Source organism: Lacinutrix sp. Bg11-31, from assembly GCF_002831665.1.
Classification (GTDB): domain Bacteria; phylum Bacteroidota; class Bacteroidia; order Flavobacteriales; family Flavobacteriaceae; genus Lacinutrix.
This window is the reverse complement of sequence record NZ_CP025118.1, coordinates 619,516-645,758: the sequence shown is the minus strand read 5'-3', so window position 1 is coordinate 645,758 and position 26,243 is coordinate 619,516. Positions and strand designations below refer to the sequence as shown.

34 protein-coding genes are annotated in these 26,243 nt (G+C 28.2%); 20 read left to right on the top strand and 14 right to left on the bottom strand.

The annotated features are described in order from the left end of the window. Nucleotides 1-77: 77 nt before the first annotated feature. From CW733_RS03000 to CW733_RS02990, 3 genes are all read right to left on the bottom strand, one after another. Nucleotides 78-914, bottom strand: coding sequence for a universal stress protein (locus tag CW733_RS03000; protein WP_100995551.1), 837 nt, complete (start codon nt 912-914; stop codon nt 78-80). A 99-nt stretch (nt 915-1,013) separates the two neighbouring features. Then, the gene (locus tag CW733_RS02995) at nt 1,014-2,069 is read right to left on the bottom strand and encodes a response regulator (protein ID WP_100995549.1); all 1,056 of its coding nucleotides are present in this window, start codon (nt 2,067-2,069) and stop codon (nt 1,014-1,016) included. 5 nt (nt 2,070-2,074) lie between these two features. Beyond that, nucleotides 2,075-3,586 carry a PAS domain-containing sensor histidine kinase gene (locus CW733_RS02990; protein WP_100995547.1) on the bottom strand — a complete coding sequence of 504 codons (1,512 nt, stop codon included), beginning with the start codon at nt 3,584-3,586 and terminating at the stop codon, nt 2,075-2,077. Between the two features lie 99 nt (nt 3,587-3,685). On the opposite strand from CW733_RS02990, the gene CW733_RS02985 reads away from it, so the two are divergent. The 17 genes from CW733_RS02985 (at nt 3,686) to CW733_RS02905 (ending at nt 15,014) form a co-directional block, all read left to right on the top strand. Then, complete coding sequence (locus tag CW733_RS02985) at nt 3,686-4,114, top strand: hypothetical protein (protein WP_100995545.1); 429 nt, start codon at nt 3,686-3,688, stop codon at nt 4,112-4,114. 49 nt (nt 4,115-4,163) lie between these two features. Beyond that, a complete protein-coding gene (locus CW733_RS02980; protein WP_100995543.1) occupies nt 4,164-5,039 on the top strand; it encodes an RsiV family protein in 876 nt (291 codons plus the stop codon). Nucleotide 5,040: 1 nt separating this feature from the next. After that, on the top strand, nt 5,041-5,652 hold the full coding sequence (locus tag CW733_RS02975) for a DUF998 domain-containing protein (RefSeq protein WP_100995541.1): 612 nt from the start codon (nt 5,041-5,043) through the stop codon (nt 5,650-5,652). Between the two features lie 23 nt (nt 5,653-5,675). Next, nucleotides 5,676-5,975: a thioredoxin gene (trxA, locus tag CW733_RS02970; RefSeq protein WP_100995539.1), complete on the top strand. Its 300-nt coding sequence runs from the start codon at nt 5,676-5,678 to the stop codon at nt 5,973-5,975. Next, nucleotides 5,975-6,637 carry a deoxyribose-phosphate aldolase gene (deoC, locus tag CW733_RS02965; RefSeq protein WP_100995537.1) on the top strand — a complete coding sequence of 221 codons (663 nt, stop codon included), beginning with the start codon at nt 5,975-5,977 and terminating at the stop codon, nt 6,635-6,637. Before trxA ends, deoC begins: the two co-directional genes overlap by 1 nt. 150 nt (nt 6,638-6,787) lie before the next feature. Beyond that, nucleotides 6,788-7,873, top strand: coding sequence for an efflux RND transporter periplasmic adaptor subunit (locus CW733_RS02960; protein WP_100995535.1), 1,086 nt, complete (start codon nt 6,788-6,790; stop codon nt 7,871-7,873). Further along, nucleotides 7,870-9,132 carry an FtsX-like permease family protein gene (locus tag CW733_RS02955; RefSeq protein WP_100995533.1) on the top strand — a complete coding sequence of 421 codons (1,263 nt, stop codon included), beginning with the start codon at nt 7,870-7,872 and terminating at the stop codon, nt 9,130-9,132. The genes CW733_RS02960 and CW733_RS02955 overlap by 4 nt, the downstream gene beginning before the upstream one ends. 1 nt (nt 9,133) lies before the next feature. Further along, on the top strand, nt 9,134-9,808 hold the full coding sequence (locus CW733_RS02950; RefSeq protein WP_100995531.1) for an ABC transporter ATP-binding protein: 675 nt from the start codon (nt 9,134-9,136) through the stop codon (nt 9,806-9,808). A gap of 93 nt (nt 9,809-9,901) precedes the next feature. Beyond that, complete coding sequence (locus tag CW733_RS02945; protein ID WP_100995529.1) at nt 9,902-10,354, top strand: hypothetical protein; 453 nt, start codon at nt 9,902-9,904, stop codon at nt 10,352-10,354. A 2-nt stretch (nt 10,355-10,356) separates the two neighbouring features. Then, on the top strand, nt 10,357-10,581 hold the full coding sequence (locus tag CW733_RS02940) for a hypothetical protein (protein WP_100998633.1): 225 nt from the start codon (nt 10,357-10,359) through the stop codon (nt 10,579-10,581). Nucleotides 10,582-10,774: 193 nt separating this feature from the next. Then, nucleotides 10,775-11,662, top strand: a complete 888-nt coding sequence (locus tag CW733_RS02935) for a DnaJ C-terminal domain-containing protein (RefSeq protein WP_100995527.1) — start codon at nt 10,775-10,777, stop codon at nt 11,660-11,662. Between the two features lie 2 nt (nt 11,663-11,664). Further along, on the top strand, nt 11,665-11,970 hold the full coding sequence (locus CW733_RS02930) for a chaperone modulator CbpM (protein ID WP_100995525.1): 306 nt from the start codon (nt 11,665-11,667) through the stop codon (nt 11,968-11,970). Nucleotides 11,971-12,050: 80 nt separating this feature from the next. Then, the gene (locus tag CW733_RS02925; protein WP_100995523.1) at nt 12,051-12,506 is read left to right on the top strand and encodes a pyridoxamine 5'-phosphate oxidase family protein; all 456 of its coding nucleotides are present in this window, start codon (nt 12,051-12,053) and stop codon (nt 12,504-12,506) included. Between the two features lie 34 nt (nt 12,507-12,540). After that, nucleotides 12,541-13,011, top strand: coding sequence for a DinB family protein (locus tag CW733_RS02920; protein ID WP_100995522.1), 471 nt, complete (start codon nt 12,541-12,543; stop codon nt 13,009-13,011). Then, nucleotides 12,998-13,708 (top strand): YceI family protein, encoded by a 711-nt coding sequence (locus CW733_RS02915; protein WP_198520102.1) that lies wholly within the window; start codon nt 12,998-13,000, stop codon nt 13,706-13,708. The genes CW733_RS02920 and CW733_RS02915 overlap by 14 nt, the downstream gene beginning before the upstream one ends. A gap of 97 nt (nt 13,709-13,805) precedes the next feature. Further along, the gene (locus tag CW733_RS02910; RefSeq protein ID WP_100995520.1) at nt 13,806-14,042 is read left to right on the top strand and encodes a heavy-metal-associated domain-containing protein; all 237 of its coding nucleotides are present in this window, start codon (nt 13,806-13,808) and stop codon (nt 14,040-14,042) included. A gap of 36 nt (nt 14,043-14,078) precedes the next feature. Beyond that, nucleotides 14,079-15,014, top strand: coding sequence for a L,D-transpeptidase (locus tag CW733_RS02905; RefSeq protein WP_100995518.1), 936 nt, complete (start codon nt 14,079-14,081; stop codon nt 15,012-15,014). 5 nt (nt 15,015-15,019) lie between these two features. Here CW733_RS02905 and CW733_RS02900 read toward each other — a convergent pair whose 3' ends face one another. The 8 genes from CW733_RS02900 to CW733_RS02865 all read right to left on the bottom strand — a co-directional run bounded on the left by CW733_RS02900 (nt 15,020) and on the right by CW733_RS02865 (nt 20,759). Then, nucleotides 15,020-16,018, bottom strand: coding sequence for a 2-hydroxyacid dehydrogenase (locus tag CW733_RS02900; protein WP_100995516.1), 999 nt, complete (start codon nt 16,016-16,018; stop codon nt 15,020-15,022). Nucleotides 16,019-16,031: 13 nt separating this feature from the next. Next, the gene (locus tag CW733_RS02895; RefSeq protein WP_157811528.1) at nt 16,032-16,664 is read right to left on the bottom strand and encodes a hypothetical protein; all 633 of its coding nucleotides are present in this window, start codon (nt 16,662-16,664) and stop codon (nt 16,032-16,034) included. Nucleotides 16,665-16,791: 127 nt separating this feature from the next. Beyond that, nucleotides 16,792-17,232: a hypothetical protein gene (locus tag CW733_RS02890; RefSeq protein ID WP_100995513.1), complete on the bottom strand. Its 441-nt coding sequence runs from the start codon at nt 17,230-17,232 to the stop codon at nt 16,792-16,794. A 42-nt stretch (nt 17,233-17,274) separates the two neighbouring features. Continuing rightward, the gene (locus CW733_RS02885) at nt 17,275-17,694 is read right to left on the bottom strand and encodes a hypothetical protein (RefSeq protein ID WP_100995511.1); all 420 of its coding nucleotides are present in this window, start codon (nt 17,692-17,694) and stop codon (nt 17,275-17,277) included. 35 nt (nt 17,695-17,729) lie between these two features. Continuing rightward, nucleotides 17,730-18,137 (bottom strand): hypothetical protein, encoded by a 408-nt coding sequence (locus CW733_RS02880; RefSeq protein WP_100995509.1) that lies wholly within the window; start codon nt 18,135-18,137, stop codon nt 17,730-17,732. A 12-nt stretch (nt 18,138-18,149) separates the two neighbouring features. Continuing rightward, nucleotides 18,150-19,004 (bottom strand): universal stress protein, encoded by an 855-nt coding sequence (locus CW733_RS02875; RefSeq protein WP_100995507.1) that lies wholly within the window; start codon nt 19,002-19,004, stop codon nt 18,150-18,152. Between the two features lie 69 nt (nt 19,005-19,073). Then, entirely contained in the window at nt 19,074-19,901 is an 828-nt protein-coding gene (locus CW733_RS02870) for a universal stress protein (RefSeq protein ID WP_100995505.1), read from the bottom strand. 12 nt (nt 19,902-19,913) lie between these two features. Next, nucleotides 19,914-20,759: a universal stress protein gene (locus CW733_RS02865; RefSeq protein WP_100995503.1), complete on the bottom strand. Its 846-nt coding sequence runs from the start codon at nt 20,757-20,759 to the stop codon at nt 19,914-19,916. Nucleotides 20,760-21,329: 570 nt separating this feature from the next. Here CW733_RS02865 and CW733_RS02860 point away from each other — a divergent pair. Beyond that, the gene (locus CW733_RS02860) at nt 21,330-21,929 is read left to right on the top strand and encodes a WG repeat-containing protein (protein WP_100995501.1); all 600 of its coding nucleotides are present in this window, start codon (nt 21,330-21,332) and stop codon (nt 21,927-21,929) included. A gap of 80 nt (nt 21,930-22,009) precedes the next feature. Here CW733_RS02860 and CW733_RS02855 read toward each other — a convergent pair whose 3' ends face one another. From CW733_RS02855 to CW733_RS02845, 3 genes are all read right to left on the bottom strand, one after another. Next, nucleotides 22,010-22,846 carry a universal stress protein gene (locus CW733_RS02855; RefSeq protein WP_100995499.1) on the bottom strand — a complete coding sequence of 279 codons (837 nt, stop codon included), beginning with the start codon at nt 22,844-22,846 and terminating at the stop codon, nt 22,010-22,012. Between the two features lie 13 nt (nt 22,847-22,859). Further along, nucleotides 22,860-23,159: a ribosome hibernation-promoting factor, HPF/YfiA family gene (gene hpf / locus CW733_RS02850; RefSeq protein ID WP_100995497.1), complete on the bottom strand. Its 300-nt coding sequence runs from the start codon at nt 23,157-23,159 to the stop codon at nt 22,860-22,862. A gap of 98 nt (nt 23,160-23,257) precedes the next feature. Then, entirely contained in the window at nt 23,258-24,160 is a 903-nt protein-coding gene (locus CW733_RS02845) for a mechanosensitive ion channel family protein (RefSeq protein ID WP_100995495.1), read from the bottom strand. 380 nt (nt 24,161-24,540) lie between these two features. On the opposite strand from CW733_RS02845, the gene CW733_RS02840 reads away from it, so the two are divergent. Both CW733_RS02840 and CW733_RS02835 read left to right on the top strand, forming a co-directional pair. Continuing rightward, entirely contained in the window at nt 24,541-24,960 is a 420-nt protein-coding gene (locus tag CW733_RS02840; protein ID WP_100995493.1) for a CBS domain-containing protein, read from the top strand. Nucleotides 24,961-25,472: 512 nt separating this feature from the next. Beyond that, nucleotides 25,473-26,240: a patatin-like phospholipase family protein gene (locus CW733_RS02835; RefSeq protein ID WP_100995491.1), complete on the top strand. Its 768-nt coding sequence runs from the start codon at nt 25,473-25,475 to the stop codon at nt 26,238-26,240. Nucleotides 26,241-26,243 lie beyond the last annotated feature (3 nt).

Here is a 26,243-nt window from a genome sequence, read left to right as displayed (position 1 = left end):
AGAAGTAATGATTAACATACTCAAAACTATAATAGATACTTGACAATTAAAATGATATATATCAGTTAATAAAAATGCTATTCATGTAAAACCAAAAATGGGATTTTGGTATGATAACTCATCTTAACAACAGATGGTTTAAAGAGAAGCATCTCGAAAAAATTAAGATTTTTAGCTATTATTGCAACCATATCTATATGCATAGAATCTATAAATTCTTGTAATCCTTCTTGAAAATTTTGATGATTTACTCTATGAAAACTACTTGTAGTGTCTTTAAAATAACCTTTTAAATAGCCTCTATTCTTATGCTGAAATTGTGTTAAAGTAACTTTTGGGTTTACAATTCTAATAATTTTTATGCTAGAGTTATGCAAATTACAAATTGTGGTTAAAGTATCTAAAACCTTGCTTTTATAAATAGAATTATAGTCTGTTGGAAACGCAATATTTACTGGAACAGAGAACTTTGCATTTTTAGGTATAACTAAAACAGGGCATTGAATTTTTGTAATTACAGATTGTGCATGCGTACCAATAATTTTATTTTCACTTGCTGAAAAACCTTGTGTTCCCATGACAATTAAGTCTATCTCATACTTATTTACTAATTGCTTTATGCCTTCAATAAAACTGGTTTCTATATAATCTATAACAATATTAGAGGTCTTTAATGAAGAAGTCTCTAACATTTTTTTTCTGTTGTTTTGTAAAGTCTCAATAACCTGATTCTCTGGAGACATCTCACCTGTTATATAACTATTTAAAGCCTCGAATGCTGGTGGTAATATATCTGGATGCTCTATGTGCGCCAACACATAATTAACCTCATAATTGCCAAAAAAAGCTAGTGCAAATTGCGAAGCATTCCAGGCATTTTCTGAAAAGTCTGTTGGAATTAAAATATTCTTCATTATTAATACTATTACTACATATTTTTTTTAGAAATATGCTGTAAACAAAAGTATTAAGCCCTTTTATATTAAATAATGATAAATATCATTAAACCATAATTATTCTACATTTTCTAATGCTTCTAGATCAAGAATTTTAATATTACGCCCTTCAATCTCTATATAATTATCTTTTTTAAATCCTGATAGCGTTCGTATTAGACTTTCTGTTGCTATACCTGCAACACTTGCTAAATCGTATCGAGAAATTTTAATAGCCTCTTCCGGTTTTTTATTTAAAATTTTAGCAAATTGTAGAATTGTTTGTGCTGTTTTTTTTCGAACAGAACTGTATGCCATTTGTAGTAATTGGTCTTTAATTTCAGAAATATTATCTGTTAAAACATTCATAAGTTCTATAGAGACATTTTGGCTTTTACCTAGAACCTCTTTTAAACGCAATTTAGAAATACTTGTTAGTTCTACATTTTCTACTGCAGTGGCAGATTCTTGATAAGGTATGGTATCAATAAACGAGGTGAAACCAAGAAAATCATCAGCCTTATGCAATGCTGTAATTAATTCTTTACCACTCTCATCTATTCTATGGCTTTTTACAACGCCTTTGATAATTAAATAAACATTATTAGAATGTGAACCTTCTTTATATATAGCTTCTCCTTTAGAAAAATTATACTGCTTCCCATTATCATCAAAAAAATTCTTAAGCTCGTTAAGACTTCTTAAACTGTCTTTGCCGTTAGTGTCTTTTGTTTTAGAATCTTCGCTAATTATTTTAGCTAAAATTTGCGATTTTGCTAATCTGCTTTCAATAGCACTTACTAACTCTTCTTCCTCAAAAGGCTTGGTAAGATAATCGTCTGCACCTAAATCCATTCCTCTTCGTATTTCTTTATGTTCGGTTTTAGCTGAAAGAAATATAAATGGGATATGCTTAGTTTTTTCGTTATTAGATACAGCTTCCAATACACCATAACCGTCAGTTTCAGGCATCATAATATCGCAAACTATAAGGTCTGGAATATGAAGATTGGCTTGCTCAATTCCTAATTTACCATTAGCAGCAGTTAAAACTTTATAGTTGGAAAGTTCTAAAAGCTCTGCTGTATTTTCACGTAATGCCAAGTCGTCTTCAATTAACAATAATGTTCGCATACTTTTTATTTTATAATGTTTACAGGAATTGTTACAGTAAACGTAGTTCCTTTATTCTCTTTACTTATAAAGGTAATATTACCTCCTAAATTTTCTAAGTGGCTTTTTACTATATTTAAACCAATACCTGTTCCTTGTGTTAAAAGCGCATTTTCTGCTCTAAAATATCTATTAAATAAAAACTTTTGTTCTTGTTCTGGAATGCCAATTCCAAAATCTATAATACTAATTTTTAAACCTTCTTTTTCAACCCAAACTTCTACTTCTATTTTGGTATTTTCAGGAGAGTATTTTATTGCATTATTAATTAAATTGGTAAGCATTAGCTCAAGAATTTTTTCATCGAAATCCAATACAATATCATCAATAGCGTCTGGATATATAATAGTTTGCCCTTCTTTTAAAAGCATATTAGCATCGTAAATTACTTCATTTACTACTTTACTTAATGAAAATGTTGAAAATTTATAATTTACTTTCCCACTTTCTAAACGTTCTATGGATAAAAAATCATTAATAATATTATTAAGATATTTTACTTTATTCTGTATTGTATTTATGTGTTTTTCTCGTTTTTTTTGTTGCTCACTTTCTGTATATTTACCTATTAATATTGACGAGGTTAAAATACCACTTAATGGTGTTTTAAACTCGTGAGAAACCAAAGACAAAAACTTAGTTTTAAGCTCATTAAGCTCTTTTTCTACGTGCAAAGCCTCTTGTAATTGTTGTGTTCGCTCTTCTACAGTTTTTTCTAATCTTTCGGTATAGTTTACGCGTTCTGTAATATCAAGTATAATAGCAATTAAGGTGTCTCTATCACTAGATCTCGAACGCTGTAAGTGTATTTCTACAGGGTATTGACTGCCATCTTTTCTTTGATGGATGGTATTAAATTTTATTTTAATCTCTGTACCATCTAAAAGTGGTTGAATTGCATCTTTAAACTGAACTTCATTTAAGTTCGGTTTAATATCTATTGGTGTTAATTGCCTTAACTCTTCAAGACTATAGCCAATATTTTTTATTGCACCTGCATTAACGTTTAAAAATTTTAATGTTTGTGTGTCAAATATAAAAATTTCGTTTAATGATTCATTAAAAATATTGGCCCAATGTTTTAGGTCTTCTTCGGCCTTTTTACGCACTGTAATATCTATTATCAATGCCATAACATAATCGTTATCGTAAATAGTAAAAGGGTTTAAACCTGCTTCTACAGGAAAAGTAGACCCATCTTTTCTTAATCCATACAAATTTCTGCCATGTCCCATTTGGCGTTTATCACTATGCTCTAAAAAAGTCTCGACATGTTTTGAGTGGTTATGATGGTACTTTTGTGGAATTAATATGTCTAAAGGTTTACCAATAAGCTCATCTTCTTCATAACCAAATAAGGTGTTTGAAGATTTATTGGTGGCAACAATAACTTGCCTACTGTTTACCACAACAATACCTTCTGAAACAGCTTCAGAAAGAGTTTTAAAAACGTTACTCGTCTTTTTGAAAATTTCCATAAGTAAAGATAAGTATTTTTTAACTCTATTAAATACTGATAAATATCATTTCTATATTATAAAACTGATATTACATTTACAGCAAGCAAACTAGTTATAATGACACATGTAGAAAAACCAGATATCGTTTTTTATCAAAGTTTAGGTGAATTATTTTATGCAATAGCAGCTTCGGATAAAACAGTTAAAGCTGAAGAATATGAAGCATTACTAAAAATGGTTTTATTAGAATGGAAAATTTATGAAAACATACATGAATTCTACGATGAAGCTGCAGGCTATCAAATGGAATTTGTTTTTAAATGGTTTGATTATGAACATATGGATGCACAAGACTCCTTTAAAAATTTCTGCGAATATGCACGAAAAAACTCAAAACTGTTTACAAAAAATATTATAAAACTTATTCTTAAAACAACAGAATCTATTGCAAGTGCTTTCGCTTCAAAAAACAAAAGCGAACTTATTATGCTTGCTCAATTACAGATACTATTTAAAGAACTAAGTTCTAAGAATGAATTATTTTAAAAAACAATTAGATAATACCTTTATTAAATAATTTAACAGTAATAATAGAATGAAACACCTCATAATTATTTTAGTTCTCGCTCTTGTTTTTAGTTGTAAAACAGATACTAAAGAAGAAAAAACAGAAATAGTAGAAGATACAATAGAGCTGTATGAAGAAAAAGTAGATTCTACAGTTATTAGCACACCAGATATTATACAAGATAAATCTATTGCTATAGAATTAAAACAGAATAAACTTATTGAGAAAGAAGATGAAAGGCAATCTCTTGAGTCGTTAATTATTGAAAAAAAATATTTAAAAGAAAAAGAAGGCTATTCTATAGACTTTACTTATCCACTACTTAATGAAAAGCAAAATCTTAAATATGCGAATTTTAACGATTACATAAATGATTATTATGTTGATATAACTGGAACTGAAGCAGCTATTTTAAAAAGTAAGGCACTATGTGATAGTATAGCATTATTAAAGTTTAAAGAAAACCGATTAATTAATTATAAAATTTATAATGTTAATGACGATTTGGTGAGTGTTGTTTTTTACAAAGAAAATTTTTACTCTGGCACGTTACATCCAAGCTATTCTTTCGATTGCGTGAATTTTGATTTAAATAGAGGTGTATTTATGACTTATGAAGACTTCTTTTTAGAAGGCACAGAAGAAGAGTTTAGAGCGTTAATAAACGAAGAGATAAATAGTAAAATAAGCAAAGGAGAACTCTTTTACGATTGTTGGGAACTCTCTCAAGACGATTTTTTCGAGCATAAAAACAATTTTGTTTTAAACGAAACTTATGTAGAGTATTATTTTGATGATTGCCTAATGTGTCCATCTTACACAGGAAGTTACTCTGTAGAGATTCCTTTAGTAAAATTACTATCTGTTATTAAGAAATACGATTTAAACCCATTAGTATTCTAAAATGAGATTATTTGGTGTTATATATGCAATAATATATCTGCTATTTTTAGCAGTAATGTTTTTATTGCCATTATTTTCTTTTCAAGGGTATTCTATTATTGAAAATTCGGTTAGCGAACTTGGAAGCCAAAATGCTCCTGGTAATTGGATTGCTAATAGTGTAATTATTTTACTTGGTACTGCTACATTTTTTCTTGGCATAAAGACATTAAAAACTAACGTGTTGCAAAACATTGGATTGTTTTTCTTTTGCTTCTCATTTATACTAACTGGTATTTTTGAAATGGCAGGACCTTTTTACAAGATTTATAATTATAATTACACGCAAGATGCTTTTCATTCTATGTTTTCAAGCATAACTGGCTTTGCTTTTTGCTTATTTTGTTTGCTCTTTTTACTCGTTTTAAAAGAAACTAATGATAAAATTAAAACCATATTAATGTTTTTACTCGCTTTAGTTTCATCTTATTTAATGCTCGAGTTTCCAGAGTATAAAGGATTAACGCAACGCATTCTTTTTATTGGTGCTTTTAGTTGGCTGTTTTATGCTTTAATTGACTTTAAAAGAAAAGAAAAACTGCTAGATTTACAAAAAGAAAGAAGGTTATATTAAATAAATAAAACACTTAATAAATAATGAAAAACAACTTTAATTCTATTATAGATAGTGATACACCAGTTTTAGTCGACTTTTTTGCAGAATGGTGTGGCCCTTGTAAAGCCTTGGCTCCTATTTTAAAACAAGTAAAAGAAAATTTAGGCGACAGTGTGAAAATTATAAAAATTGATGTCGATAAGAATAAAGCATTGGCATCAAAATACAATGTTCGAGGTGTACCAACACTATTACTTTTTAAGAATAAAAAACAAATTTGGAGGCAATCTGGAGTATTACAAAAGGACGTCATTATCAACGTTATTAACGCACACAAGTAATGAAAGAAATTAACAAGTACATAGACCATACATTATTAAAGCCAACTGCGACGCGAGATGATATTCTAAAACTTTGTGATGAAGCTAAACAATACAATTTCTATTCGGTTTGTGTTAATAGTTATTGGGTAACCTGTGCTTTTAATGCCTTAAAAAACTCTAAAATTAAAGTCTGTGCAACAGTTGGTTTTCCTTTAGGTGCAGCCTCAACAAAAGCAAAAATTGAAGAAGCTAAAAAAGCAATTAAAGATGGCGCAGACGAAATTGAAATGGTCATGAATATTGGTCTCTTTAAATCTGAATTAACAAAAGAAGTACGTCGTGATATATCTGCAGTAAAAAAAGCAATAGGAGATCACATTCTAAAAGTAATAATTGAAACCTGTTATTTAAATAAATATGAAATTAGAATTGTTTGCGACATTTGTAAAATGGCTAATGCAGATTATATTAAAACATCAACTGGCTTTGGTAGCAATGGCGCACAATTAAAAGACATACAAATGATTCGTTCTGCAATAGGAGACAATACAAAAATTAAAGCATCAGGAGGTATTTATAATAAAGAAGAAGCTGTTTCATTTATTCATGCTGGAGCAGATAGAATTGGCACTACAAAAGGAATTGACATCGTTTTTTCTGCTAAAGAAAAAGAATTATAAGTGCTCAAAAAAAGTTGTTGAATTTGTTATTATTATAGTACGATCAAGAACCTCAAAAAAAACGAATAGTTCACGATTTATAATAGAATGATTAATGTCATTTTAATCATTAATTATTTGTTGTTATTTTATCAAAAATGAATAATTAAAATGCACTCAAAAATTATAGTTATACTTCTTATTTTCGCTACATTTTCTTGTTCTAAAAATGAAGAAAAAATCCTTCCGAAAAAAAGAACAATTACAGAATCTGTTTATACATCTGCAACAATACAGCCAGACAGCTTATATAAAGTTTATGCTGCTGTTGCTGGATTATTAGATAAAAACATGGTTGAAGAAGGCGCAATAGTTTCTAAAAACCAACCTATTATTCAAGTTATAAATAACACACCAAAACTTAATACAGATAACGCAAAACTAGCTTTAGACTTTGCTAAAGAAAATTATAGTGGTAGTACAGCAATTTTAGATGCTATTAAAGATGAAATTAGTGCAGTTAAACTTAGTTTAAGTAACGATTCTATTAATTTTTACAGACAAAAAAATTTATGGGAACAAAAAATTGGTTCTAAAGTGCAACTCGACACTAAAAAATTAACCTACGAACTCTCTCAAAACAACTTAAAATTATTAGTTAGCAAATATAATCGCACAAAAAAAGAGCTTCAAAATGCTGTGAATAGGGCAAATAATAATTATAAATCTTCACTAATTACAACTAAAGATTTCACAGTAACAAGTGCTATAAATGGTAAAATTTACGCGCTATATAAAGAATCTGGTGAGATTGTAAATACAATAGAACCATTGGCTGCAATAGGTAGCGCTAAAAATTTTTTAATTAAATTATTGGTTGACGAAGTAGATATTGTAAAAATTAACAAAGGACAAAAAACACTCATTACTTTAGACGCTTATGCTAATGAAATTTTTACTGGGAAAATATCAAAAATCTATCCTCAAAAAGACGAACGCAATCAAACCTTTACACTAGAAGCTATTTTCGATATGCCACCAAAAACGTTATATCCAGGATTATCTGGTGAAGCAAATATTATTATTTTACAGAAAGAAAATGCTTTAACTATTCCTAAAAGTTATCTCATAGAAAATAATAAAGTTAAAACTGACAATGGTATTATTACTATTGAAACAGGTTTATTAAACATGGAATTTATTGAAGTACTTTCGGGAGTTACAGCAAAAACATACCTCTATAAACCAACAGAATGATTAACTGGAAAGTTATATTAAATATTGCCAAAACGCACTTGTTAACTAAAATCAAACAAACGTTAACAGCTGCACTTGGTGTAACTTTTGGTATTTGCGCATACATTACTTTGGTTTCGTTTATGACTGGTTTAAACTCCATGTTGGATGATTTAATATTAAATCAAACACCACATATTCACATTTACAATGAGATCGAACCTACAAAAAAACAACCCATTTCTTTATATACTGATTTTGAAAATAGCATAAACATTATCCATTCCATAAAACCAAAACACACTCAAAAGAAAATCCATAATGCAGTACCAATTATTTCTTATTTAAAGAAAAACGAAAATGTACTTGGCGTACTTCCACAAATAAAAACACAAATATTTTATATCGCTGGACCTATTGAATTAGGTGGTAATTTAATAGGAATACAACCTGTTGAAGAAGCAACCTATTTTAATATGAGTGATTATATTGTTGAAGGCTCAGCAGAAGCTTTACAAAACACCGATAACAGTATTTTATTGGGTATTGGTATTGCCAATAAAATGGCTTTAAAAGTTGGCGACCGCGTACAAGTTAGCCCAATAAATGGTGGTCTATTTCCTTTAAAAATTGTAGGATTTTACCAAAGTGGTATTGCAGATTTGGATGCAATACAAAGCTTTACAAATATTAAAACAGTACAGCGTATTTTAGGTGAAACACAAAATTATATTACAGATATTAATGTAAAACTGCATGATATTGATAAAGCTTTACCACTATCTAAAAAAATTGAAAAGCAATTTAACCTAACAGCTATAGATATTAATACGGCAAATGCCCAATTTGAAACTGGTACAAACATTAGAAACCTTATTACTTATGCTGTTTCCTTAACATTGCTTATTGTTGCTGGTTTTGGAATTTATAATATTTTAAACATGCTTATTTATGAAAAAATGAATGATATTGCCATTTTAAAAGCTACAGGTTTTTCTGGTAAAGATGTTCAGCTTATTTTTATGAGCCAAGCGATGATAATTGGTTTTGTTGGTGGTGTTTTAGGCTTATTATTAGGTTTAATTTTTACTAACATAATAAACACTATTCCGTTTAAAACGGAAGCACTACCTACAGTAGAAACTTACCCAATAGACTTTAACATATGGTACTATATTATTGGTTTTACGTTTGCTATTATTTCTACCTTTTTAGCAGGTTACTTACCATCTAAAAAAGCAAAAAAAATAGATCCTATAGAAATTATAAGAGGCCAATAACATGAAAACTATTCTTGAAGCAAGACATATAAATAAGTTTTTTAGAAAGCCTGTAGAATTTCATGTGCTTAAAGATATTAACTTTAAAATAAGTGAAGGCGAATTTACTTCCATTATGGGAAAATCTGGTTGTGGAAAATCGACACTACTCTATATTTTATCTACTATGGATACCGATTACGAAGGCGAATTGTTTTTAAATAATGAATTAATCACTGGTCAAAGTAGAAACAAATTATCTTATATAAGAAATAAGCATATTGGTTTTGTTTTTCAGTTTCATTATCTGCTTTCCGAATTTTCAGTATTAGAAAATGTTATGCTTCCAGCTAAAAAATTAGCTGAAAAATCACTTCAAGAAATTGAATATGATGCCATACAAAAACTTAAAATTTTAAATATTGAGCATTTAGCAAAAAAAAGAGCATCTCGTATTTCTGGAGGAGAGAAACAACGTGTTGCTATTGCTCGTGCTATAATAAATAACCCGTCTATAATTATGGGAGACGAGCCTACTGGAAATCTAGACAGCCATAATGCAGATAATGTATTTAATATTTTTAAGCAATTAAGCGAGGAGCAAAACCTTTCATTATTAATAGTAACTCATGACGACGATTTTGCAAAACGTACAGATCGAATTATAGAAATGGGTGATGGACGTATTATTAGTTAAACAAAAATTACAACTTTTTAGTTTATGATATTGGTCATTTTAAAATACAATATCTCAAAGTACCTTTAATGCTATAACTAAAATAATGGTACTATGGATAGTTACAGAATAAGACCTAAAGGCAATTATATACAAAAAGCAAACTGGCAAGATCTTTATGCTTTAACTCAAGACTGGAACGAAGAGATAGAGTTTATTAAACAAGATTTAGAGTTTCTTATTCGTTTAATAGATAACCATTTTGTGAAGCTTCTAATAGTAGAAAATTTAGACGAAATAAGGGAATTACAAATAGAATTATTGTCTTTATTAAACCAATCTGATCTTTTATCAATTCGAATACAAATTAACTTTAAGCAATTATCCAAACTCATAAAGCAACCCTTAACTTACGATGCTATTTTTTTTAGAACTGAACACGAATATTTAGAAGATGAAGTTTCAGAGTTTATTAAATGGGTGAGAAATATTCGAAAAACAGTTTTTAAAATAACAAAAAAAGCGCTTGAAAATAACACCTCTAAAGCAATATGGAAATACAATTAAAAATGAAAAAACTACAAAATATACTCACAGACATTACAAGATTAACACTAAACATTGAAACTAATTATCCTGAATTGTATAGAACTTTAGACGAGAACCCAATGACTATTCCAACGATTGCACATCCAGAAATGAATGAGACTACTATGCAAGATTATTTAGAAAGTTTAAAACAATTATTGAAGCATCATTTAGAAACTCATAAAAAGAACAACTCTAACTTATAATTTTAGTATAGTTCTAGACGTAAATTAACTTGGTTATTGCTCTTCATTATTTTATAGACACTCTTATTTTATAATAGAGAGGTTGTAAAACAAATTAAAGAAATGATAATAATCATTTCTAGGAGCTAAAGCTTAATCTATTTTTAAACTTACACTATCTCGAATCAATTTAGCTTTTAATAAAAACAGCATCATGGAATTTATAGATTACTACAAAACATTAGGATTAACTAAAAGTGCAACGGAAAAGGATATAAAAAAAGCCTACAGAAAATTTGCAAGAAAGTATCATCCAGATTTAAACCCAGATAATAAAGATGCCGAAAAGAAATTTAAAGAAATAAATGAAGCCAACGAGGTGTTGAGCAATCCTGAAAATCGTAAAAAATATGATGAATATGGAAAAGATTGGCAACATGCAGATGCTTATGAAAATGCTAAAAAACAACAGCAATATAGTGGCTCACAACAAAGAACTCAAGGTTCGCAATTTGAAGGAGATTATTCAGACTTTTTTGAAAACATGTTTGGAGGTGGTGGTTTTCAATCTCAAGGAAGACGACAAGCACAATTTAGAGGTCAAGATTTTAATGCCGAATTAACTTTGGAATTGAAAGATGTGTACACCACCCATAAACGTACACTAACCGTAAATGGAAAAAACATAAGAATTACAATTCCCGCAGGTGTAGAAAATGGTGAAAAAATTAGAATAAATGGTTATGGTGGAAAAGGAATAAATAATGGCCCAAATGGTGATTTATATATTAAGTTTCATATTCAAAATCATACTAAATTTAAACGAAACAAAGCGAACCTATACACTCAAGTAGATTTAGATTTATATACTGCGCTTTTGGGTGGTGAGATTATGGTAGACACATTTGATGGTAAAGTAAAACTAACGGTAAAACCTGAAACTGAAAATGAAACAAAAGTAAAATTAAAAGGCAAAGGGTTTCCTAAGTATAAAACTGATAATGCCTTTGGTGACTTATATATTACATACGCGCTTAAAATTCCAAAGCAACTTACAGACGAAGAAAAAAAGTTAATTAAAGCGCTACAAAAACTACGTTAATTATGAACACACAAGACTTAATTTCCATAAAACAACTTTGTAATTATTATAAAGTACCACAATCTTTTTTAGACACATTATACGAGTACGAACTTATAGAGATACAAACCTTCGATAATGATGTTTTTATTAAGAAAACACAAATTCGTGACATTGAAAAAATAATACGCTTACATTATGATCTTGAAATAAATATTGAAGGCGTAGATGTTATTTTTAATCTATTAAACCAAATCGAAACTCTAAAATTGGAGAATATTCAATTAAAAAATCAATTAAAACTTCACAACGACCTCGTTAAAAAATAAGAATTGAGCTACTGATTTTTATCATTTTATAGTTTTTAAATTGTTCTTAATTTTAAGCAATCATCTTAACGAAAATAATTATGATAAAGACATTAGATACAAAAGAAAAAATCTTCATATTAAGTAGAAATTACATTGGTTATTTAGCATACATATATAATAACGAGCCATTTGTTGTACCAATCACCTATTTCTATGACGAAGAGAGAAATAGTATTATTTGCTATTCTGCAGATGGACATAAACTAAATGCTTTACGAAAAAACAATGCTACTTCAATTTGTATTACAGATATAGACTCTGTAAACGATTGGAAATCTATACTAATTAGAGGTACTTTTAATCTACATTACGGCAGTGAAGCCAAAGCAATGCTGCATCAATTTTCTTTAGGTGTAAAGGACATTATACTAAAAACTGAAAATCGAGATTTAGATTTTATTAGTCAGTTTTCAAGTAAAATATTTAATGATAATATTCCTAGCGTTTTTACTATAACTGTTGAAGAAATTACTGGTAGAATGAGAAAATTTTAAAATATTTTATTAAAGAAACCTAAATCATATAATCATGAAAACTAAAACAGAGCTTCTTTTAGAATTATGGATTGAAGCTAGAACTAGATTTACCAATCAATTAGAAAGACTTACAGAAGACGATTTAAAGAAAAAGCTATCACCTTCTCCAAATAGCATTGGCTTTTTAATTAGGCATATTGGTGATGTAGAGCTTCTTTTTGCTAAAAATGTCTTTGGAGCAATTGATATTCGTGTAATTGCGAAAACTGTAATTGCACAAAAAGACACTGGACAATGGACAAAACTAAACGAACTTAAAACTTATGGAGAGCATTCTTTTAACGAATTAAAAACGATAGTAGAGCAACAAACCGAAACAGATTGGGAAACTATAATTGAAACTAAAGAATTTGGGACAAAAACAAAAGCGGAAGCTTTTGGTCGCATTATTTCTCATACTACTTATCATGCTGGACAAATGGCTATCATCAATAAATATGGAAAAAACAATGAAACAAATTAGTAAATATTCAGGTTATTTAATAGTCTTATTTATTTTAATTTCTTGTAAAAATTCAGAAAAAAAACAAGATCAAGAAAATGCAAATTACGTTCTAAACACTTCTGGAATTACAGTTGCTTGGACAGCATATAAATTCTCCGATAAAGTTGGTGTAAAAGGTGTTTTTGATACTTTTAAACTTAATACTAAAAACCATTCTGGAACCTTAGAAAATTTACTTGAAAACTCTCAAATTTATATTGAAACAGCATCTGTAAATTCTAATTCTAAAATTCGAGATGTAAAGCTAAGAGAACTGTTTTTTAAAACCTTTAATACCATTACAATTAAAGGCAACATTTTAAAAGCACATTCTGGAAAAGGGATTCTAAATTTAAATATGAATAATACCACAAAGAAAATAGACTATAATTATAGCTTTAAAGCAGATACGCTAACTTTAAAAACTAATCTGGATTTATTAAAATGGGAAGCAAATAAAGCGCTAGACACTTTAAATAATGCATGCTACGATTTACATAAAGGTAAAGATGGCGTTTCTAAACTTTGGCCAGATGTTAGTATTGAAATTAAAATTCCTGTAACAAAAACCAACAACAACAACAACAACAACAACAACAACAACAACAACAACAACAACAACAACAACAACAACAACAACAACAACAACAACAACAACAACAACAACAACAATTAGCCTATACTATGCAACTTTGCTTCTAAAGTTTAAACTGATAAACATCATTTTATAAAACTATTATTAATAGTATTTTTAATAAGCAAAACGAGAAATAATGAGAACAACATTACATGTACAAAATTTAAAATGCGGAGGATGTGAGCATACGATTGTTAATAGACTATCTGAAATTGTTGGTGTTTACGATATAGACGTAGATCTAGTAGAGGAAACCGTTGGTTTTACTTATAATACTCCTCATGATTTTGAAAAAGCAAAGCATTTATTATCAAGAATTGGATATCCAATTCTTGGCGCAGACAATAACTTAAAAGCAGAATCACAATCTTAAAGAAATAATGCCTTCGATCTCAATTAAAAATAGCTTATGTGTAAAAAAAAAATATTCTTACTTTTTATTCTATCACTATTATTTATAGCCTGTAATACTAAAGAAGAATCTATTATTTTATCTTCTCAAGTTGTTTTAATTCCTAAAATTTCAGTAAAAAAAGACAGTATAACTACTATACTTATAGAGAAACCTGTAAAGATTGAACACTATTTTCAATATTTAGATTCTATTGTTTGTAAATACGACTCGATTACACCATATTCTTTAACCGAACACCTATTGGTTCGCGCAAATCCATGGATTATAGATACGCTTCAGAATACCGATTATTATAGATTAAAGGCAAAGGATTCTTTTGTTTATAATCAGAAAAAAATGGTGATTTTACCAAAAGGAGCTAATTTAATTTTACCAGATTCTGTTTTAGCTAAAAAACTTCAGAAGTCCATAGATAAGACTTTAATAGATGTTAATATACCCGAATACAAACTACGTATTTATGAAGACTCTTTGTTGTTATATGAATTTACAGTACGCGTTGGCAGACATGAGAAAAAGTACTTAAAATTTGGTGATCGCATTACCGATTTAAGAACAAAAACAGGTAATGGAAGTATTGTTGATCATGTAAAAAATCCAGATTATTATAATCCAGTAAATGGGCACCAATACCATGTAACACGAAGGGATGACAACAAAGTAACAGCATTACCCCAAATTCCTTGGTTAATAACCGAAATTAACAATATTAGATACGGTCAATTAATTCATCCAACTACAAACCCAAAATCTTTAGGTAAAGCTTATTCTAATGGCTGTATTGGCACAAGAGAAGCAGATGCTTGGATTATTTATTACCATGCAACTTTAGGAACCAAAATTAATATTCGCTACGATTTAATGGTTGAAAAGGATGGTAAACCACAAGTATTAAAAGATATTTATGGTTTAAATAAGAAAAAACTTTAAGCGATTTATATTGTTTCGGTTAATTCGTTCTCTGTATCTGTGCCATCATTCCAACAATCTAAATTATAAATTGTAGTCTCTGCTATATTTGTTAAAGCTTCTATAGTTAAAAAAGCATGATGTCCTGTTATTAAAACATTTGGTATCGCGTTTAGTTTTATAAAGAGATTATCTTCTGGCATTTTGTACGATAAATCTTTAAAGAATAGATTTTTTTCATTCTCGTAAACATCCATAGCAAAAGCACTAATGGTTTTATTTTCTAAGCCTTCAATTATAGCTTCGGTATCAACAATTAAACCTCTAGCTGTATTTATAATTACAACACCTGGTTTCATTTGCTCTATTAAATTTCTATCAATTAAGTGATGCGTATCACTATTTAAAGGCACGTGTAATGAGATAATGTCTGCTTGTTTGCATAATTCGATTAACGACATGTATTTTATATTAAAATCGTTTATTAAACATTGATTTTCTTCAATATCAAAGCCTAATAAATTACAACCAAAACCATGCATAATTTTAGACATTACTGAGCCAATTTTTCCAGTACCAACAACACCAATTGTTTTTCCATTTAAATCAAAACCTATAAGATGGTTTAAATTAAAATTAAACTGCTTTACTCTACTATTAGAAGCTATTAGTTTTCTGTTTAGTGCTAAAAGCAAAGCAACTGCATGTTCTGCAATAGCATAAGGTGAATAAGCAGGAACATTAGCCACTTTAATGTTTAATCTTGCTGCAGAACGCAAATTAACATTATCGTAACCAGTAGATCGCAACGTAATATATTTAACATTAAAGTCTTTAAGCTTTTCTAAAATCATAAAACTACATTCGTCTGCAGAGAAAATAGAAATGGCATCGTAGCCTAAAGCTTTTATTGCTGTTTTAGAAGTTAAAGCATCCTTAATAAATGTTAATTTATGTTTCCCATTATTTGCATTTTCTAAATATGGAATTTCGAAATCTTTTGCGCTGTATATTAGTACTTTCATTTCCTTTTGGTTATTATTTAAATGTGATTACTTTTTCCTTTTCCAAAGATTTAATGATAGCATTTACATAATCATTAACAGTAGTACTAATTTGTTTAGGATCAACAATATTGTATTGTGCTGTCCATACTAAGGATTTATCATTATCCTCTTTTATGTTGTATAACGAAGCTTCAATATGATACACTTTATATTGGCTGTAGTAGCCTTTTTTCCAATAAACATCTTGATACCTGTGATAGTAACGTCCAAAACGTCTCCAATAATAGTCTACTTGATAAGTATCTCCAGAATAAACTTCTTTTTCATCAACACCTTTTACTGCAGAAATAAGAATAGCATCGAAACCACTTTTTGAGAGTTTAGCCACCTCATTTTGAATGTCTTTTTCGGTTTGCTTTGAGCTTGTAAATGTAGATTCAAAAACATCATAACTTTCTATGGCTTCAATACCTCTGTTTTTAAGTTCTGTTTTAAGTTTTTCTTCAAATATTTTTCTTGCAGTAAGATTATCTGTAAGTCCTACAATTAGAATTTTATTAGGCGTGTAAGTACTGTATTCTTTACTTTTCCAGCTATCTATCATACTTGTAGATGAACAACTGGTTAAAAATAAAATGGCGATTAAATAATAAAATAATTTCATCTTTTCTTTTTTTTTTAAATAAATCTATTTAATAGTGGCTTAATTTACTGTGATATTTATGAGATAAAACAACTATGGTAATTGCAAGTAAATATTAGCCTCTTCTATGGAGTAGCAATCTATTTTGTTATAAAAGACGCTGTTGGTTTTCTTTCTTGAGTGCCTTTTTTACTATTAGAAAAAGTTGCGTTTTTAATGTTTGGTATTCTATAAAAAAGGCACTCATTAAGCTAATAAATTCACGATGCTTTTTCTTGTAAGTTTTTTCTTCTTTAAGTTGATCGATACCATCTACAAGTATTTCAAGGTCGTTTCCATGCCTTTTTATGGCTGCTAATAAATTTTTGGTTTTATTTTTAGACTTTTCAAGAGCGTCTATAGTTACTTTAGTATCTGCAAATACACTTTTATCGACTAACTGTATGGTATAATTTTTTATTAAATCCTGAAAGAACTTTTGCTCATCTGCAATAAATTTTAAATCAGAGAGCCATTGCTTTGTTACTTCATGCATTTCTTCAGCACTTATCCATTCTATATATTTTGAATCTGTATTGTTCGTATTCATAGTTTATGATATTTTATAAGGTTAAGCTATAAATAGTGTGCGCTACACATTTTTTATAACACTCTTTAAATATTGAAATAACTCTAATTTAACAATGCTTGATTTTTTAATTAAGTTAAAAAATTCACTCTCTATCTTATTATGCTCATTAATAAAAAAAGCATCGCATTCTAAATCTTCACATTCTATCTTTTTAGATATTAAATTTGTTTGATTATTTAACTCCATTAATGCATCTTCAATCTCGTTTAGAAAACGATCCACTTTTTTATCAAAAAGAGTAAGGTTTTCAAACAAATTCATCACTTTCTCCTTATAAATTCTTGCATCAATTAAAAATTTCAGGAAACGTAATTCTGTTTCTATATTTTTTAAATGCAACTCCGTTTGTTTCATTGTGTACAATAATTCATCAATAGACTTGTCTGAATTGAAACTTAAGTATTCGAGTTGTGTTTCCATTATTACTAAGTTTAAATTGGCTTTTCTAATTGTATTTAATGCTTTATAAAAAAATCTCTAACCCAAGCTTTTACCTCATTATCACTCATACTATCTGCTTTTTTTATTGCCTTTAATTTTGTTGCTAACGTAGTATAACGTTCTTGCAGTTCTTTACTAAATTTCTCGTTTGTTTGAGCTGGTCCAAACAATACAATTGCATCTGCATCCTTTATGTTTTCTGCAATAGTTTTAAAATATTTTTTGAGTTGTTGGTTCTCTCTTTCCAGATATTTACTATCCTGTATAACATCTTGTGGACCACCTTTAAACCTTGATCCAGAACCACCTTTTACGTGAAAATGCTCAATATTAGACTCTACAATTTTCACAGATTCTAAACCATCTTCTAGCTTAACAATTTGTGCTTTATTTTTATCAATCCAAACGCCTACTTTTTTCATCTTATTTGTTTTTTAGTTTCTTAAATCATGCATTACTAATATTGGCACATTGGTGAGATAGGTTATATCTTTTACCAATGGTTGTGTTAAAATACTACCAAAAAAAGCATGTTTTTTATTTATAAATGCAACCATATCACTTGCTCTACTTTCTACAAAAAGGCCAACTGCTGTTTCTACATTATTATTTAACAGGTTATGAACAGAGTATGTAACCTCTTTAAAATATTCCTTTAATAACTCTATATTTTCAAGTTGCTTTTGATCAAGTTTATCTTCGTTAGAGATATGTAAAACAGCAATATTTGCTTTACATTTTTTTGCTATATCGATAAGGTAAATTAGTTCACGCCTTTTAAAATGTGTTTTATAACTTGTTGGAAAAACAATCTCCTTTGGCATGTCTAGTTTTGCGTCTTCAGGCACAGCAATCACTGGACAATTACGCACTTTTTCCATAACATTAATAGCAATGCTACCATAAGCAACTTTTCGAGCATTTGTTTTTCCTTTTGTACCCATAACAATCATTTCAATATCCTTTTCTTCTACTACATTTTTTATGGTTTCAACTGTATTATTAAACTTTGAAATGGATTTAAATTGATGCTTAGGGTTTACATTGTCTCCCAATAACAAACCGTCTATTATTTTTTGCAACCTAATTTGCGACTCCTCTTTTACTATTTCATAAACACCACTTCCTGGCTCTAGATTAATAAGGCTTTCTATTAAATGCCCTTTAGCATAAAACACGTTTAGCAAATAGAAATCGCATACATCATCTTTATATAATTCTAATGCGTATTCAATGGCTTTAGAAGCATTTTTAGAGAAGTCGGTAGGTAATAATATTTTATGTCTCATTTTATAATAAGTTACGTTACTGTATAAATGTACTATTATAAAATAGTATTCGAAATGATAAAAATCAGCTTATTTGGGTATAACCAAAAAAGGGACAGTTATATGAAAACCAATTTTTTTAATGATTGGCTCTCTTAATATTTTTTCAAAATAACTATGTTTATACTTTACCATTGCCAATAGATCTACTTTATAATCTTCGACAAAAGATGTAATTTCATTAGTGATTTTTAAACACTTTAGTACCCAATGAAATCCAGTTTTATTATGCGCAAAATGTTCTTTTAGTACAGCTTTATTAATTTTTTGTTCTTTAGTTAAACTCGATTTTTCTGCTATATATAATACTCTAATTTTAGAATCCCACAAATCTGCAAAATCTTGTATAGGACGTAACTCTTTGTGCGCATAAAACCTACTATAATCTGTTGGGAAAGCAATTTGCTTTGGCGCAATAAAGTTATAGTTCTCTGGTATTACTAGTATTGGGCATTTAATAATTTTATTAATAATCCTTACAGTATTACTACCTAAAACAAATGCCTTAAGACCTGTAGCTCCTTTTGTTCCCATTACAACCATATCTATTTTATGTGTAGCAATTGCAGTATCTATTGCTTCACTTAAAGCCTCTGAGCTTAACAATACTTTTACCTCATGATTTGGGTTTGGATAAGACGATTCTATTCTCTCTTTAAATTTTAACAATTGCGCTTTGTCATTTTTATGTAAGGTCTCAACTAATTTCTTAGACAAGTTTAGTGTTGTTGTAACTTTTAACTCTGAAGAATTAAGTACATAAAACGTACAATCTTTATCACTATATAATTTAAGAGCATATACAATTGCTGTCCATGAATTATCCGAAAAATCTGTTGGTAATAGTATGTTTTTCATTTGTTTATTTTTTTATTTTGAAGGAATCACTAAAAACGGGATATTTAAATGAAAACCGATTTGGTTAATTTTATTTTTGAAGAATATATTCTCGAAAAAAGAATGCTTATTATTAACCAAAACCAATAGATTAATACGTGCTTTAAGTTGAAAATCTGTAATAGCATGAGAAATATTTTTGTTTTTTACTTCATGAAACAAGTATGCTGAACCTTTAAACAAGTTCTCCAATTGCTGCCTATTACTCTCTTGTGCTTTAGAAAGTGTTTCTCCATAAAACACATGAAGAATATTTACTCGCGAATGGTACTGTTTTGCAATATCCACCAATGGTTTAATTTTAATTTCACTAAATTTTATATTATAGTCTGATGGAAATAATATTTCACGAGGCGTTTCAAAATTAAACTTTTCTGGCACAGCCAAAACAGGACATTTTACACTATTAAAAACATGCACAGTATTGGAGCCAAAAAGTACTCCTTTTGCTCCAGTTGCACCTTTTGTTCCCATAACAATAAAGTCTATTGCTTTATCTACTTGAAGCTCATTTATTGCTCGAATCAACGTCTTGAAAACAGCCATTGTAACTAAAGTATGTTTAGGGTTTTTAAATTCTTTTTCTATGCGATTTTTTACCTCTTGCAAATTCTTTTTAGCCATTTCTCCAACGGCATCTGGTCCTGCAAGATCAAATTGTTCTGGATTTATTAAAACTTGTTCTGTGTGATATATTATTGGAGTATAAGTATTAAGAAGATAAAAATTACATTCCTCGTCTTTAAACAACTGCAATGCATAAGCAATAGCATTCCATGAATTATCCGAGAAATCCGTTGGCAATAGTATGTTTTTCATTTTTATACATATTAAATTTTATTAAAATTACTGTGTATTACTATAGAAAACTATGACGAATATCAGGCATCTAGTAAAGTGTTTTAATTAAAAACAGGAAGCCTAAGCTTCCTGTTTTTTTTGGTAGTGTTTAAATTTATTATTTAACGAATAGTAACCCTAAAGACTTCTTTGTATAAAGTGACAAAGCATTGCAGTTAAATGATAATTTTAAACACTCAACAATTTCAAGGTCTTACGATTTGAAATTGTATTTGTTAGATTTATTAATACTGTTTAAAAATCTATCTTGATTGATAATTCTAAATTAGTTTATACGTTAATATTTTAAAATGACATTAGTCATGTTCTAAATAAAAGACTAAAAACAATTAGATATAATGGTTTTTACAAGACATAAGCCATACTTTGTGCCTAATTACAGACTATTTTTCTCAATTTATATACTTCAAAATTAATTGACATCAAAGTTTAGCATCGCTTAAGATTAATACTACATTCATGATTTATATCATTTTATAAGCTTTAAAATCATGATATTTTTGAATAAACAAATACAAATAATTTATCATGAAAAAAGCAGCTATTCTGGTCTTTACACTTATTATAATCCCTTTTTTAGGGTATACACAAAACATAGATTATATTTCGCCTTTCCATAACGATGTTGCGGCTATTAAAAAAGGTGACCAATGGGCTTTTATAAATACTGAAGGTGATATTTTAGTAGCCTTTAGAAACGATCTAGTTTTAACAAATGTTAATAGCAAAAGCTATCCTATTTTTAAAAAAGAACGCTGTTTAATAACGTATAAAAAAGAAGGTATTTCTTATTATGGTTATATAGACAAATCTGGAAAAACAATTATTGAGCCTCAGTTTTTAAATGCTACAAATTTCGATTTTGATTTTGCTATTGCTTTAGAATTAATGAAAGAAGATATTGGTAAAAACAAATTAAATATAAACGTGTATTATTATAAGTATTTCGAGGTTTTAATAGATACTAATGGTAAAATAACTAAATATCTGGATCCAGATAATGCAACTTACATTGCTTTAGATAAAAGTAGTCTTATAAAAGCTCCAAGCATTACTTCTAAGTTACTCTCTAATACTATTTTTGCTACTCTAGGCAAAACTAAAAAGTGGACTATTCAAAAAATTTAATACTTAATCAAACTTAAAAAAAAGCAGAATACTTAATAAGAGTATTCTGCTTTTTTATTAAACGATAAATATAGAATGTACTAAATTTTAAATGTTATTATTGGGATATCGCTGTGGTTTACTAACGTCTCTCCTATTTTCTCTGAGAAGAAATGTGCAATACCTCTTCTACCATGAGTTGGTATAGCAATTACATCTGCATTAAAATCGTTACTAAAAGAAAACAAACCGCGTTCTAGTGTGTAATCATTATAATAAATAATATTCTTTTCTTGTTCTGCTAATTCCTTAATTCCTGTGTGTAATAAAAACTTAAAAGCTTTAATTTTCATTTCTGTGGTACTTATAAATCTATCTGGTAAATTAATATAAACAATTTGAAATTCTGCTCCTAGGGTTTTAAAAAACTGATATGCTTTTTTAAATGGCTCTACAAAGTCTAAGTTAAAGTCGCAAGCGAAAACTACTCTCTTTATTTTAAAATTTAACACTGGGTTTTTAACTACTAAAACTGGTGTTTGCGAAGTACGTACTACTTTTTCTGTGTTTGAGCCTACAAAAACCTCTTTAATACCGCTTGCTCCATGAGATCCCATAACTATTAAATTAGCATGAAACTCTTGGGCTACTTTATCTATTTCATTAAAATGCACATAATTTTGAACTGTTGTCTCTATTGAGATGCCATCTAAATAGTCTTTATCCAGGAATTCACTAAAGCGTTTTTCGGCTAGTTTCATATAGAAAACACCTTCTAAAATCTCATCAGATTCGTTTTTAGTAAGTATTGCTTCAGAAAGCCCTAACATGTGTAAAACAACAAGACTACTATTGTGTTTTTTAGCTAAAGTTGCTGCTGTTTGTAATGCATATTCTGAATGTTCAGAAAAATCAACAGGGACAAGAATTTTTTTCATCTTTAATTTAAATTTAATGATTAATTATTTTTGCTTTTCTTTTTTCAAGTTGTTTTTCTAAATCTGATATGGTTTCTTTTACAGCCATTTCATAATTTTTTTCGTTTGAAGTTGCAAATATTTTTGGACCAGGTAAACTTAATTCAATATCACAAATTTTACCTTTTTCGGTTGCATCGTTTTCATGCTTAAAAAAAACATTAGCTTTTATAACCCATTCATATTTTTTTGATAGTTTTTCTAAATGTTTAGTAACATAAAGAGACATGGTTTCGCTTGTTTTTATATTTACATATTGTATTATCGTTTTCATAATTTATAGTATTTAGTAATTCAAAAATAGGATGTATACACTTTAAAAACTATGATATTTCTCATTAACACCTATTTATATATTTTTTTATTGAGATCTTATTTTTCTATTTTAAACTCTGGAACTTTAACAATTTCTATGGTTGTTGATGCTAATTGAACTTGCCCAGCAGTTTCATTTATACGTTTATTAATTTCATCATGTAACAAATGATGTGTTGCTCTTCTTTTTTTATAATCTACTATATACCTAAGGTTAAATTTTATCCAATTATCTGTTATACTAATTGCTAATGTAGGATCCAAAATTGCATCTTCTATATAATATTTATTTACAACAGTTTTCCATTCTTCTTTAGAGATTGATGTATAATTACTTAGAATTCTAGAAGCTGTACTTAACACAATTTCTTTAGCTAATTCGATATCCGAACCGTAACGAATGGGAATTTCAATTTCATCCCAAATAAATGGAAAATCGCGAGAGTAATTATAAATAGGTCCTTTAAAAACAAAAGCATTACTAAGTTTTACAATTCTACCACTATAGTTATCGCTACTTACCCATTTACCAATTTCCATCATGGTTGTGTAAATACTATCTATATCTATTACATCTCCTTTAATACCATTAATTTCTATTCTATCTCCTGGAGCATAGACTTTTACTAAAAAGATATAAATGGAACCAGCTATACTTAAAAACAACTCTTGAAGTGTAATAGCAACTCCTGCAGAAAATAAGCCAATTGCTAATGTGAAGTCTTTAACATTACCTGTAAAATATGAAATAGTTAAAAAAATTAAAAAAATGTAGCCTATAATTTCAATTGCTTTTTGAGACTTATATCTTGTTTTTGTTTCTGGTAAGTAACGTTTTAAAGAGCGCCTTAAAAACTGAATAATTAAAATAGAAAACAGAATCCAGAAGCAATACTTTATTAAACTTGTGGCTATTGGATGTTTGGATATCCAATCGTAAATAAATTCAAGAAAATTCATAAAAGTGCTTATTATGATTATTATTCAAATTTTTAATTAAAAAAAACAGAAGCAATACTATTACTTCTGTTTTTATTCATTGATTAATAGCGTATTTATTATTAGCAAACACTATTTTAAGCTTAACCATTAACTAATAGGTTTGATAAATAATAAAAATGTAATTAGGTTATTACTATTGAAAAAACTCAATAACTATAAACTAAATAACATATTAAAAGTAATGCCTATTATCAATTAAAACTATGATAAATATCAGTAATGTGCTCAATTTTTAATTTAAGAAAAACTTCTATTTTATTTTCTAAATATGATTATTGTCATATTAATTTTTAAGTGTTAAACCTATCTTTATTGTAGAATTTAAAACTTAAATAATTATGAAGAAAAGAACACCAGTATCAGCTATAATGACCAAAGATGTTATTACACTTAACCACACAGATAATTTAGAAACAGCTGAAGAATTATTCAAAAAAAATAATATTCGCCATATTCCTGTAGTTTCTGGAGAATCTATAATTGGCATGTTAAGTTTCACAGATTTATTACGCATAAGTTTTGCAGATTCTGCTTTCGAAGAAGAGCAAGAAATTGACACAGTAGTTTATAACATGTTTACTATTGAGCAGGTTATGGCAAAAAATTTAATAAGCGTAAATACAAATACAACTATTAAAGAAGTGGCAGAGATATTAGCTAAAAAAGAATTTCATGCATTACCAGTTGTTGACAATAAGAAATTAGTAGGTATTGTAACAACTACAGATTTAATAAACTATTTAATAGAACAATTTTAGTGCTATTATTGTTGAAATAAAAACCGTCTAGCTTTAAAAGTTTAGACGGTTTTTTTAATTATAAATTTATATTATAAATTATAATTTTTGATTTCTCAAGTATATTTTACATTAATCTTTTCTAGTTTGAAAACGAATACTATTAAAATAAAAAAACAGAAGCAATAAAAATTACTCCTGTTTTTCTTCATTGATTAATAGCGCCTTTATTATTATCAAACACAATTTTAAGATCAACTATTAACTAATAGGTTTGATAAATAATAAAGATTATTTTCTGCAGATTACCAATGCAGAAAAAATTTAAAAAACAAGAAATACATTTAGTGTTTCTTGTTTTTTTTTAGAATATATTTAATACTCTTTGATTTAACTTACAGGACTAAATTAGTATAGATTGATGTTTTAAAATATGACAAATATCAGTTTTTGAAATTTTTATTTAATTAATATGTGATACTTGTCATTTTTTTTAAGTTACAACTCTACTACTTTTATATAAAATAAAAAAAATGAATGTAGGATTAGTTTTATCTGGTGGTGGAATTAGAGGTGTCGCACATATAGGTGTATTAAAAGCATTAGAAGAATATAATATTACTGTTTCTCATGTTTCTGGAACAAGTGCAGGTGCTATTGTAGGTAGTTTATATGCTGCTGGACATTCATGGCAGGAGATTCTACAATTTTTTAAAAATGTACCAATATTTAATTATAAAAAATATGCAAATAATAAACCTGGATTTATTGATACCTCTAAATTTTATAAAGATTTAAAACCTTTTTTTACTCAAGATGATTTTAACACACTAAAACGCAAATTATATATTAGTACAACCAATTTATTAACTGCAAATTTAGAAACATTTAATTCTGGCGAACTTATAAAGCCTATTTTAGCTTCATCTGCAGTACCCGGAATTTTCTCTCCCGTTTTAATGAAGGATAGTATATACATAGATGGTGGTATTTTAAATAATTTTCCAGTAGAACCTCTACAAAAAGAGTGTTCAAAAATTATTGGCGTTTATGTTAATCCCATACAAGATGTTGCAACTAAAGATTTAAAGCACTCTTATCAAGTTTTAAATCGTGCTTATAATATTAGTTTTAACAATCAATCTATGTCAAAATTTAATCTATGCGATTTGGTGGTTTATCCAGATAAACTTAAAGAATATGGGCTATTTAGTATAAAAAATATAGATGCTATTTTTAATATTGGATACGAAGAAGCTATAAAAGTTCTTCAAAAAAATAAACGTGAATTAATAGATTAAATA

Excerpts from the sequence above, each read along its gene's own strand:
- CW733_RS02865 (WP_100995503.1), bottom strand. The coding sequence starts at position 20,759 with ATGAAAAACATACTATTGCCAACGGATTTCTCGGATAATTCATGGAAT.
- CW733_RS02915 (WP_198520102.1), top strand. The coding sequence starts at position 12,998 with ATGAAACAAATTAGTAAATATTCAGGTTATTTAATAGTCTTATTTATT.
- CW733_RS02950 (WP_100995531.1), top strand. The coding sequence starts at position 9,134 with ATGAAAACTATTCTTGAAGCAAGACATATAAATAAGTTTTTTAGAAAG.
- CW733_RS02885 (WP_100995511.1), bottom strand. The coding sequence starts at position 17,694 with ATGGAAACACAACTCGAATACTTAAGTTTCAATTCAGACAAGTCTATT.
- CW733_RS02895 (WP_157811528.1), bottom strand. The coding sequence starts at position 16,664 with ATGAAATTATTTTATTATTTAATCGCCATTTTATTTTTAACCAGTTGT.
- CW733_RS02880 (WP_100995509.1), bottom strand. The coding sequence starts at position 18,137 with ATGAAAAAAGTAGGCGTTTGGATTGATAAAAATAAAGCACAAATTGTT.
- CW733_RS02910 (WP_100995520.1), top strand. The coding sequence starts at position 13,806 with ATGAGAACAACATTACATGTACAAAATTTAAAATGCGGAGGATGTGAG.
- CW733_RS02890 (WP_100995513.1), bottom strand. The coding sequence starts at position 17,232 with ATGAATACGAACAATACAGATTCAAAATATATAGAATGGATAAGTGCT.
- CW733_RS02995 (WP_100995549.1), bottom strand. The coding sequence starts at position 2,069 with ATGCGAACATTATTGTTAATTGAAGACGACTTGGCATTACGTGAAAAT.
- CW733_RS02975 (WP_100995541.1), top strand. The coding sequence starts at position 5,041 with ATGAGATTATTTGGTGTTATATATGCAATAATATATCTGCTATTTTTA.
- trxA (WP_100995539.1), top strand. The coding sequence starts at position 5,676 with ATGAAAAACAACTTTAATTCTATTATAGATAGTGATACACCAGTTTTA.
- CW733_RS02875 (WP_100995507.1), bottom strand. The coding sequence starts at position 19,004 with ATGAGACATAAAATATTATTACCTACCGACTTCTCTAAAAATGCTTCT.
- CW733_RS02985 (WP_100995545.1), top strand. The coding sequence starts at position 3,686 with ATGACACATGTAGAAAAACCAGATATCGTTTTTTATCAAAGTTTAGGT.
- CW733_RS02940 (WP_100998633.1), top strand. The coding sequence starts at position 10,357 with ATGAAAAAACTACAAAATATACTCACAGACATTACAAGATTAACACTA.
- CW733_RS02920 (WP_100995522.1), top strand. The coding sequence starts at position 12,541 with ATGAAAACTAAAACAGAGCTTCTTTTAGAATTATGGATTGAAGCTAGA.
- CW733_RS02960 (WP_100995535.1), top strand. The coding sequence starts at position 6,788 with ATGCACTCAAAAATTATAGTTATACTTCTTATTTTCGCTACATTTTCT.
- CW733_RS02905 (WP_100995518.1), top strand. The coding sequence starts at position 14,079 with ATGTGTAAAAAAAAAATATTCTTACTTTTTATTCTATCACTATTATTT.
- CW733_RS02860 (WP_100995501.1), top strand. The coding sequence starts at position 21,330 with ATGAAAAAAGCAGCTATTCTGGTCTTTACACTTATTATAATCCCTTTT.
- CW733_RS02840 (WP_100995493.1), top strand. The coding sequence starts at position 24,541 with ATGAAGAAAAGAACACCAGTATCAGCTATAATGACCAAAGATGTTATT.
- hpf (WP_100995497.1), bottom strand. The coding sequence starts at position 23,159 with ATGAAAACGATAATACAATATGTAAATATAAAAACAAGCGAAACCATG.
- CW733_RS02900 (WP_100995516.1), bottom strand. The coding sequence starts at position 16,018 with ATGAAAGTACTAATATACAGCGCAAAAGATTTCGAAATTCCATATTTA.
- CW733_RS02980 (WP_100995543.1), top strand. The coding sequence starts at position 4,164 with ATGAAACACCTCATAATTATTTTAGTTCTCGCTCTTGTTTTTAGTTGT.
- CW733_RS02835 (WP_100995491.1), top strand. The coding sequence starts at position 25,473 with ATGAATGTAGGATTAGTTTTATCTGGTGGTGGAATTAGAGGTGTCGCA.
- CW733_RS02925 (WP_100995523.1), top strand. The coding sequence starts at position 12,051 with ATGATAAAGACATTAGATACAAAAGAAAAAATCTTCATATTAAGTAGA.
- CW733_RS02845 (WP_100995495.1), bottom strand. The coding sequence starts at position 24,160 with ATGAATTTTCTTGAATTTATTTACGATTGGATATCCAAACATCCAATA.
- CW733_RS02990 (WP_100995547.1), bottom strand. The coding sequence starts at position 3,586 with ATGGAAATTTTCAAAAAGACGAGTAACGTTTTTAAAACTCTTTCTGAA.
- CW733_RS02870 (WP_100995505.1), bottom strand. The coding sequence starts at position 19,901 with ATGAAAAACATACTATTACCAACAGATTTTTCGGATAATTCATGGACA.
- deoC (WP_100995537.1), top strand. The coding sequence starts at position 5,975 with ATGAAAGAAATTAACAAGTACATAGACCATACATTATTAAAGCCAACT.
- CW733_RS03000 (WP_100995551.1), bottom strand. The coding sequence starts at position 914 with ATGAAGAATATTTTAATTCCAACAGACTTTTCAGAAAATGCCTGGAAT.
- CW733_RS02855 (WP_100995499.1), bottom strand. The coding sequence starts at position 22,846 with ATGAAAAAAATTCTTGTCCCTGTTGATTTTTCTGAACATTCAGAATAT.
- CW733_RS02945 (WP_100995529.1), top strand. The coding sequence starts at position 9,902 with ATGGATAGTTACAGAATAAGACCTAAAGGCAATTATATACAAAAAGCA.
- CW733_RS02955 (WP_100995533.1), top strand. The coding sequence starts at position 7,870 with ATGATTAACTGGAAAGTTATATTAAATATTGCCAAAACGCACTTGTTA.
- CW733_RS02935 (WP_100995527.1), top strand. The coding sequence starts at position 10,775 with ATGGAATTTATAGATTACTACAAAACATTAGGATTAACTAAAAGTGCA.
- CW733_RS02930 (WP_100995525.1), top strand. The coding sequence starts at position 11,665 with ATGAACACACAAGACTTAATTTCCATAAAACAACTTTGTAATTATTAT.